Source organism: Pseudomonas sp. S1(2024), from assembly GCF_046557535.1.
Genome location: NZ_JBKGFP010000101.1, coordinates 1 through 8,047, shown reverse-complemented (window position 1 = coordinate 8,047; position 8,047 = coordinate 1). Strand labels below are relative to the sequence as shown.

General features: G+C 62.7%; 7 protein-coding genes and 1 tRNA gene. 5 read left to right on the top strand and 3 right to left on the bottom strand.

Annotated elements, in window-relative coordinates:
• Nucleotides 1-166: 166 nt before the first annotated feature.
• From ACLCGK_RS27695 to ACLCGK_RS27680, 4 genes are all read left to right on the top strand, one after another.
• A complete protein-coding gene (locus ACLCGK_RS27695) occupies nt 167-1,135 on the top strand; it encodes a GTP 3',8-cyclase MoaA (RefSeq protein WP_410953347.1) in 969 nt (322 codons plus the stop codon).
• Between the two features lie 66 nt (nt 1,136-1,201).
• Nucleotides 1,202-1,807 (top strand): DUF4823 domain-containing protein, encoded by a 606-nt coding sequence (locus ACLCGK_RS27690; RefSeq protein WP_013971585.1) that lies wholly within the window; start codon nt 1,202-1,204, stop codon nt 1,805-1,807.
• A 10-nt stretch (nt 1,808-1,817) separates the two neighbouring features.
• Complete coding sequence (locus ACLCGK_RS27685) at nt 1,818-2,378, top strand: DUF1285 domain-containing protein (protein ID WP_410953346.1); 561 nt, start codon at nt 1,818-1,820, stop codon at nt 2,376-2,378.
• Nucleotides 2,379-2,596: 218 nt separating this feature from the next.
• On the top strand, nt 2,597-3,013 hold the full coding sequence (locus tag ACLCGK_RS27680) for a cupin domain-containing protein (protein WP_039615452.1): 417 nt from the start codon (nt 2,597-2,599) through the stop codon (nt 3,011-3,013).
• On the opposite strand, the gene ACLCGK_RS27675 is transcribed toward ACLCGK_RS27680, so the two are convergent.
• From ACLCGK_RS27675 to ACLCGK_RS27665, 3 genes are all read right to left on the bottom strand, one after another.
• Entirely contained in the window at nt 2,986-4,272 is a 1,287-nt protein-coding gene (locus tag ACLCGK_RS27675; protein ID WP_410953345.1) for a nucleoside deaminase, read from the bottom strand. The genes ACLCGK_RS27680 and ACLCGK_RS27675 overlap by 28 nt on opposite strands.
• Nucleotides 4,273-4,386: 114 nt before the next feature.
• Nucleotides 4,387-4,462 (bottom strand) — tRNA-Asn (locus tag ACLCGK_RS27670).
• Nucleotides 4,463-4,524: 62 nt separating this feature from the next.
• A complete protein-coding gene (locus tag ACLCGK_RS27665; RefSeq protein ID WP_075044142.1) occupies nt 4,525-5,721 on the bottom strand; it encodes an amino acid aminotransferase in 1,197 nt (398 codons plus the stop codon).
• A 288-nt stretch (nt 5,722-6,009) separates the two neighbouring features.
• On the opposite strand from ACLCGK_RS27665, the gene uvrB reads away from it, so the two are divergent.
• Entirely contained in the window at nt 6,010-8,025 is a 2,016-nt protein-coding gene (uvrB, locus tag ACLCGK_RS27660) for an excinuclease ABC subunit UvrB (protein ID WP_039615454.1), read from the top strand.
• The last annotated feature ends 22 nt before the right edge of the window (nt 8,026-8,047 follow it).

The window sequence follows — 8,047 nt, the reverse complement described above, 5'->3', positions numbered from 1 at the left end:
TTGTGCTGCGAAAGGGCCGGTACAGCCAGCACACATCTGCATGGCTGTATCGGCCCTTTCGCAGCACAAGGCTGCTCCTACCTATTTCGGCGATGTGCAGGGCTTGCAAAAACCTGATTTATGAGTCAGGTTTTGCTAGCCCCCATCATCCATGCCGGAGTTATTCATGATCGTCGATCGTCAAGGCAGGCGTTTTCGCAACCTGCGCGTCAGCCTGACGGCTGCCTGTAACTATGCCTGCACCTACTGCGTGCCAGACGGCAAGCGCCTGGTGGCAGCACAGGACGAACTGTCGGCGGAGGCCCTGGCTCGTGGCGTGGCCTACCTGATCGAAGCCGCCGGCATCGAACGCTTGCGCATCACCGGCGGTGAGCCATTGGTCAGTCCGCGCCTGGATGCTTTCCTGGCCGCCGTGGCCAAGCTCGACCTTGACGATATCTCGATGACTACCAATGGCCAGTTGCTGGCGCGCAAGTTGCCCCAGTTGCAGGCGGCAGGTATCCGCCGATTGAACGTTTCCCTCGACACCCTCGACCCTCAGGCGTTCCGCCGTATTGCCCGGGGCGGCGACCTGGCCAGCGTGCTGGCGGGCATGGAGCGGGCCAGCGCCATGGGCATGCAGATCAAGGTGAACATGGTGCCGATGCGCGGGCACAACCTCGATCAGGTGCTGCCGCTGCTGGATTATTGCCTTGAGCGCGGCTTCGAACTGCGCTTCATCGAGCTCATGCGCATGGGCCACCTGGCGCGTGACCAAAACGTCCTTCTGCAGCAGTTCGTCGGCCTTGACCAACTGCTCGCACTGATTGCTGGCAAGCATGCCTACGTTCAGGTCGATGCTCCGCTGGACGCCACTGCCTTGCGTTATCAGGTGCCCGGTAGAGGCCACTTCGGCGTGATCGCCAACGAAAGCGTACCGTTCTGCCGCACCTGCTCGCGGCTGCGCCTGTCTTCCACGGGCTGGCTGCATGGCTGCCTGTCGTCGGGCAATCGCCATTTCGTCGGCGACCTTCTGGAAAAACCGCGCCATCAGGCGCTGCCGGCGCTGCAGCGCTTGCTGGTCAAGGCCTTGGCAGACAAGCAGGACCTGGCGTTCTCCGGCGATGTGATGGTGATGAAGGTGATTGGCGGCTGAAGCTGGCGCAAAAGCTGCATCCGCCAGCTATTCGCCGGTTTTTCGTCGCCGGCCACTGGAGGAAAGATGCGTAGCCTGGTTTTGCTGCTGGCGCTGATGGCGTTGGGCGGTTGCATGAATGTCAGCGATATGGGCGAGGGCGTCCGTTACCACATGAGCGATGCCGGTCTGCTGGACCACAGCGATACCCGTCGCACCCTGTCGATCCGCCTGCAGCCCGATTCGTTCATCTTCATCGGCCAGGGCGCGTTCGTGCCTCCGGGCAAGGGACCGGTGCCGCGGCAGAACGCGGTGGCCGAGCAGGCTTACAAGAGCTTCGTCGAATATTTCCCGCTGGTACGTCGCGCCCAAGGGCCACTGGGCCTGGAAGAGGCCATTGCCCAGGCGCGTTCGGTGGGTGCCGACTACGTGCTGTACACCCGCTTCGCGCGCACCGACGACCGTATCGGCAATGGCGACGAGTGGTATGACGAACAAGCGGTCGACCGCCTGGGCTGGGACACCGGCGTGGTGCAGATGATGCTCATCGAAACCAGCACCCGCTACCTGATCGACACTGCACGTATCAAGAGCCGTGGCGGTTTGTTGACGTTCCACGATAAAACCCCGGAGGATTTGCTAGGCGCGCCGATGCGCGAGTACGCTCGTAGCCTTCTGGGTGTGAGTGAATGAGGCAAGCGTGATGAGCGATTCCGGCAAGGCCAATGATCTTCTGGCGCAGATTCCCAAGGCCAAGGGCCTGCCGCCGGTACATCTGTGGAACCCGGACTTCTGCGGCGACATCGACATGCGCATCGCCCGTGATGGCACCTGGTATTACCTGGGTACGCCGATCGGTCGCAAGCCGATGGTGCGGCTGTTTTCCACCATCATCCGCCGCGATGGCGATGACTACTTCCTGATTACCCCGGTAGAGAAGGTGGGCATCCGCGTCGACGATGCGCCGTTCGTGGCTGTGGCGTTGGATGTGGAAGGTGAGGGTGAGCAGCAGGTGCTGCGCTTCACCAGCAATGTCGAGGACCAGGTCGAAGCCGGGCCGGCCAACCCGCTGCGCGTGGTGATCGACCCGGTCACGCAGGAGCCATCGCCGTATGTGCTGATGCGCAACAACCTCGAGGCGCTGATTCATCGCAATGTGTTCTACCAGTTGGTAGAGCTGGCGGTGCCGCGTGAGATCGACGGGGAAGAGTGGCTTGGGGTCTGGAGCCACGGTGAGTTTTATCCGATCGGGCGTAGCAGCTGAGATATCTGGTGCCTGCACCGGCCTTTTCGCGGGATCGCCCGATCCCACAGGGTTTTCTGGAGGCTTCAGGGACTGCGCCGTATCTGTGGGAGCGGGCAAGCCCGCGAAGAGGACGGCACAGGCAATGATCGGCCTCTTGGTTTTTCCCCGAATTGGTCATTTGTCTCTCTGCCCCACAGGCCTAACCTGCAGGCAATTGCCATCCAGGAGAAGCCCCCATGAAACCCTTTAGCATCATCCTTCTCGCCCTGTTCGCCGCTCAAACCCCTGCCTGGGCGCACGGCGACGCTGCCGACCAGGTCAAGGTCCTGCAGCAGCAACAACCCTCGAACGCCCCCGGCAAGAGCGCCGTGATGCTCACCGTCAGCTACGCCCCCGGCCAGGCATCACCTGCGCATCAGCACCCGGGCGCAGTGATGGCCTACGTGCTGGAAGGGGCAGTGGTATCGAAGCTCGATAACGAGCCGGAGAAAACCTACAAGGCCGGTGAATACTGGTACGAAGCCCCGGGTACCGTGCACAGCGTGTCGCGCAACGCCAGTCAGAAGCAGTCAGCCAAGTTGCTGGTCTGGAGCCTGGTGGATGAAGGCAGTGCGGTCACATTGCCCTATCCGGCAGCAGGCTCGGAGCGCTGAGCCTGCCCCAGCCGGGTTGTAACTTCCTGCATCAGGTTCGGGTCCAGTACCTGGCAAGGCGCGACCTGCACGTTGCTCGTGTAGAACGGCGGCAGATTTTGCGCCAGTCGAGCAACATCCTTGGCAGTGCAGCCTGTTGGCAGCAATACATATTGCAGGCTTGAGGGGAAGGACGGCGCGGTGTGCCGTTCCATGGTGGAGCCATACGCTCCAAGGGTCATGACCGCCTCGCTGTCGGCCGGGTCCGGAAAACGGAGCAGGACGAATGTGCAGTAACGGGGGTGGGTCAGATGCTGTTGTGCTTCCTCACGGACCTGTGGATCGTCATGGTTCATCAGGTTCCAGCGCAATGCTGCGTAGCTGCGAGTGGTCTCCATGAACGCAGTGCGAATGGGAGAGCGCGTTTCGTCACCGCCCAGGCAAGCCAGCAGATTGCCGAATGGGTCCAGCAAGGCTACGGCATTGCATGTATCTGCCGCGAGAGCTGTGTCGACCAACGGCTCGGCCAGTTCGATGCCGGGCAGGCGAGGGTCTGCACTTTTGCTGCGCAGGCTCCATGGGCTCAAGCCCGCCAGGGCCTGGCGTACCAGACTCCGGCTGGGTAGGGTGATCGGGTCTTTCAGGGCAGATGGCGGGAGGCCGGCGTTGCTGCTTTCGTCGTGCACGTGGTTCACGCTGGCCTCGAACAACGAACGGGTAAGGCACATCGTTGCGGCGTCGATGCGTTCGCCAGCGTAGACCGGCCCTTTCGGCGGCCCGACATAGTCGCGATCAAAAGGGCTGCCGACAGCATAATAGCCCCACGTGGCTTGCGCGCGCAGACGAAGTGCGGCCGGCAGGCCGGGGAATTCGAAACGGCCGTCATGATTGACGCCGGCAAAGGTGTCGAGCGCACTTACGGCAACATTGAAGCCGGCAGTCAGCAAGGCGCCTGCGCACATGGCGCAGGGGTCGAGCGTGGTGATGACGGTCAGTTCATGCGTGGGGGGTAGGGCAAGGCGCTGCTGGTTGTCGAAATACCAGTCGACCAGCCGGCGCTCACCATGCCCCGTTGGGTCGCGGAGCCTGAATGCGGGTTGCGCCTGGCTGGCAGAGGGCTCCAGCACGCGGTTGTGCAGGGCGATCAGTACCTTGCCAGTGGCATTTTCAATGATGCAGCCACCCACGGCGAACGTTGCTTGTCGGCTTGCCAGGAGGGCCTGGTTGGCGGCGATTGCTACCGCTTGCTGAGCGTTCTGGGTGAAATCGTTGGCTTTCATGCTTGCCTGTGCTCGTCGAGGGATCTCGGACGATACAGCAGCCGTGCGCTGGCATGAGGGGATAAGTGCAACAAAAAACCTCCAGTGCTTGCGCATCTGGAGGTTTTCAATGTTTGGCTCCGCGACCTGGACTCGAACCAGGGACCCAATGATTAACAGTCATTTGCTCTACCGACTGAGCTATCGCGGAATCTGTGCGTATCTTACTGATTGCCCAGGGGAAGTCAAGCCACCCCTAGGCAAAACAATGAGTTACAGCACCTGCACGATAGCTTTGGTCACCACGTGGATGTTGCTCTGGTTCAGCGCGGCCACGGCGATGCGGCCGGTGTCCAGCGCATAGATGCCGAACTCGTTCTTCAGGCGGGCGACCTGTTCGACGGTCAGGCCCGAGTACGAGAACATGCCAACCTGGCGGCCAACGAAGCTGAAGTCGCGGTTGGCGCCATATTCGGCCAGCAGCGAAACCATCTGCTTGCGCATGCCGTGGATGCGCTCGCGCATTTCGGCCAGCTCGGTTTCCCACATCTGGCGCAGTTCGGCGCTGTTCAGCACGGTGGCAACGATGGTTGCACCGTGGGTCGGCGGGTTGGAGTAGGTGGTGCGGATCACGCGCTTGACCTGCGACAGCACGCGGGTGCTCTCGTCCTTGGAGGCGGTGACGATCGACAGCGCACCGACGCGCTCGCCGTACAGCGAGAACGACTTGGAGAACGAGCTGGACACGAAGAACTCCAGGCCCGACTCGGCGAACAGGCGCACGGCGAAGGCGTCTTCGGCGATGCCGTCACCGAAGCCCTGGTAGGCCATGTCGAGGAACGGCACGTGGCCCTTGGCCTTGACCACTTCCAGGACGTTCTTCCAGTCGTCCAGGCTCAGGTCGACGCCAGTCGGGTTGTGGCAGCAGGCGTGCAGCACCACGATCGAGCCGGACGGCAGGTTGTTCAGGTCTTCGAGCATGCCGGCGCGGTTGACGTCGTTGGTCGGCGCGTCGTAGTAGCGGTAGTTCTGCACCGGGAAGCCGGCCGATTCGAACAGCGCACGGTGGTTTTCCCAGCTCGGGTCGCTGATGGCAACCACGGCGTTCGGCGACACACGCTTGAGGAAGTCGGCGCCAATCTTCAGTGCGCCGGTACCGCCGACGGCCTGCACGGTAACCACGCGGCCGGCGGCCAGCAGTGGCGACTCGGCGCCGAACAGCAGCTTTTGTACAGCCTGGTCGTAGGTGGCGATACCGTCGATCGGCAGGTAGCCGCGCGAGGCGTGCTGGGCGGCACGCTGGGTCTCGGCTTCGATCACGGCGCGCAGCAGCGGAATGCGGCCTTCCTCATTGCAGTACACGCCCACGCCCAGGTTGACCTTGTCGGTACGTGGGTCGGCGTTGAATGCTTCGTTGAGGCCCAGAATAGGGTCGCGGGGTGCCAGCTCGACAGCGGAAAACAGGCTCATTGTTACCTTGGCTCTGATTGGAGTGTGATAGGACGTACACGCTCCAGCCCGAATGCACTGAAGCGGTGCACAAACGGGGAGTCAGTATAGTGATACCGACCGGTCACCGCGACAGTCCGGCATCGCTTTTCAGGTCATTTGCGCAAATATTTTTCGACCATTGGTCTAATTGCCGGGTCCACTGCAACAAGCGCTCACAGCTGTGCCTTGAAAGCGCCCCCCGGCGGGCGCATTTGGGTATAGACTACTGGCTAAATTTACAGTTGCTGCAACACCGCGAGGTCCGTCATGTCCGAGTTCCAGCTCGTCACCCGTTTCCAGCCGGCCGGCGACCAGCCCGAGGCCATCCGCCAGATGGTCGAAGGTATCGAGGCGGGGCTGTCGCACCAGACGCTGCTCGGGGTGACTGGCTCGGGCAAGACCTTCAGCATCGCCAACGTCATTCAGCAGGTGCAGCGGCCTACCCTGGTGCTTGCGCCGAACAAGACCCTGGCCGCGCAGCTTTATGGCGAATTCAAGGCGTTCTTCCCCAACAATGCGGTGGAGTACTTCGTTTCCTACTACGACTACTACCAGCCTGAAGCCTACGTACCGTCGTCCGACACCTTCATCGAGAAGGACGCTTCGATCAACGACCACATCGAGCAGATGCGCCTGTCGGCGACCAAGGCGCTGCTGGAGCGGCGTGACGCGATCATCGTCACCACCGTGTCGTGCATCTACGGCCTTGGCAGCCCCGAGACCTACCTGAAAATGGTCCTGCACGTGGACCGCGGCGACAAGCTCGACCAGCGCGCGCTGCTGCGCCGCCTGGCCGACCTGCAATACACCCGCAACGAGATGGACTTCGCCCGCGCCACCTTCCGCGTGCGCGGCGATGTTATCGACATCTTCCCGGCCGAATCGGACCTCGAGGCCATCCGCATCGAACTGTTCGATGACGAGGTGGAGAACATCGCCGCCTTCGACCCGCTGACCGGCGAGGTCTTCCGCAAGCTGCCGCGTTTCACCTTCTACCCCAAGAGCCACTACGTCACCCCGCGGGAAACCCTGCTGGAGGCGGTGGAGGGCATCAAGGAAGAGCTCAAGGACCGCCTGGAATACCTGCAGAAGGCCAACAAGCTGGTCGAGGCCCAGCGCCTGGAGCAACGCACCCGCTTCGATCTGGAGATGATCCTGGAGCTGGGCTACTGCAACGGCATCGAGAACTACTCGCGCTACCTGTCCGGGCGCCCGGCCGGGGCGCCGCCGCCCACCCTGTACGACTACCTGCCGCCCGATGCGCTGCTGGTGATCGACGAATCCCACGTCAGCGTTCCGCAGGTCGGCGCCATGTACAAGGGCGACCGCTCGCGCAAGGAAACCCTGGTCGAGTACGGCTTCCGCCTGCCTTCGGCGCTGGACAACCGGCCGATGCGTTTCGACGAGTGGGAGGACGTCAGCCCGCAGACCATCTTCGTATCCGCCACCCCGGGCCCCTATGAGGCCGAGCACGCCGGGCGCGTGGTAGAGCAGGTGGTGCGCCCCACCGGCCTGGTCGACCCACAGGTGGAAGTACGCCCGGCGCTTACCCAGGTGGATGACCTGCTGTCGGAAATCCGCAAGCGCGTGGCACAGGGCGAGCGGGTGCTGGCCACCACGCTGACCAAGCGCATGGCCGAAGACCTCACCGACTACCTGGCCGACCACGACGTGCGGGTGCGTTACCTGCACTCGGACATCGACACCGTCGAGCGGGTGGAGATCATCCGCGACCTGCGCCTGGGTACCTTCGACGTGCTGGTGGGCATCAACCTGCTGCGTGAGGGCCTGGACATGCCCGAGGTGTCGCTGGTGGCGATCCTCGATGCCGACAAGGAAGGTTTCCTGCGCTCCGAGCGCTCACTGATCCAGACCATCGGCCGTGCTGCGCGTAACCTCAATGGCCGGGCCATCCTGTATGCCGACAACATCACCGGTTCCATGCAGCGCGCCATCGACGAAACCGAGCGTCGTCGCGAGAAGCAGATCGCATTCAACCTGGCCAATGGCATCGTGCCCAAAGGTGTGGTCAAGGACATCACCGATATCATGGAAGGCGCCACCGTGCCCGGCGCGCGCAGCAAGAAGCGCAAGGGCATGGCCAAGGCAGCGGAGGAGAGCGCCCGTTACGAGGCCGAGCTGCGCACGCCGGGCGAGATCACCAAGCGCATCAAGCAACTGGAAGAGAAGATGATGCAGTTCGCCCGCGATCTGGAGTTCGAGGCCGCGGCGCAATTGCGCGACGAGATTGCCCAGCTGCGCGAGCGGTTGATTACCAGCTGAAGCCTTGCGCGGGCCTTGGGGG